Genomic DNA, 1061 nt, shown 5'->3' on the forward strand with positions numbered 1-1061 from the left:
GTGGGCGGGGCCCGGGACGGGCGGGTAGTCCAGGATCTGTTGCGCCGTGGCCACGGGGTCGAAGACCGTCCTCTTGCGGCGGGTGCTGTCGGTCATCCGCGGACCTTCCCGATGTGGAGGGGTTGCCGGGTGCCGGCTGCCAGGCCGGAACGGATGACGGCGGAGTTGTGCCTGTCCTGGGCGGGACGGGCGGTGCGGGCCGCGTCGAGGAGGAGCTGCTCGGCGACGGCGTGGGTGAGGTGGCCGGCCGAGACCAGGCCGCCCACGGTGTAGGCGGCACGGTTGAGCTTGCCGGTGAAGCCGGCGCCCTCGGGGGTGTTGGCGCAGTCGGTGACGTCCTGGAGCACGGTGTCGAGCACCTTCTCCGCACCCTTCTTGCCCCCGCCCGCGGCGACGACGGCCTGGCGGGCACGGTCGGGGACGGCCGGCTGCGGCACGCTCGGTCGGCCGGGACGGTCCTGGAGGTGTCCGGTGCGGACGAGTTCCTCGGCGAGCCACTCGGGCAGGGGGGCAGGGGTCCTGGCTCCGGGGAGCGGGGTGTAGGCGCCTGCCGCGGTCACGGTCCCGGGAGCTACGATGTAGCCTCCGTGCGCCCGGACGTCGACCTGCCAGGCCAGGGCACGGCCCGCGGAGGATCCGGTGGAGCAGGCGAACCGGCGGTCGGCGTGGTCCTGGTACCAGATGTGCAGGCCGCCGGAGGGGGTGCGTACGCGCAGGGTGCCCTCGTCCGTGGTCGGATCGGGAGCCCTGCGGAGGGCGGCCAGCAGGGCCAGGGTGTGGTACCCGTTCTCGAGCCCGTCGAGGTCGACGTCCTCGTGGATCGGGATCCCGGGCAGGATGCGGTCGCGGGCGGGGACGACGTCGGTGTGGCTGTCGACGTCGATGACCACCAGGCCGGCCGGGCCGCAGGCAACTGCGGTGCCGAAGTCCGGGTTGATCCGCCACCAGGCGGTGAGGACGTCCTGGTCCAGAGTCGCTGCGTGGAAGCCGTGGCACCAGCGGCCCGCGGCGGGGCAGGGGCAGTCGGTGGGGGAGTGGGGGGACACCAGGCAGGGAGATCC

Annotated in this window: 1 protein-coding gene; it reads right to left on the reverse strand. The window is 74.1% G+C overall.

The features are described 5' to 3' along the window. Positions 1-92 precede the first annotated feature (92 nt). Positions 93-1049, reverse strand: coding sequence for a bifunctional DNA primase/polymerase (locus tag ACIQOV_RS42670; RefSeq protein ID WP_401056676.1), 957 nt, complete (start codon positions 1047-1049; stop codon positions 93-95). Between the last annotated feature and the right edge of the window lie 12 nt (positions 1050-1061).

The organism is Kitasatospora sp. NPDC091257, from assembly GCF_044757675.1.
Lineage (GTDB): Bacteria > Actinomycetota > Actinomycetes > Streptomycetales > Streptomycetaceae > Kitasatospora > Kitasatospora lactacystinica.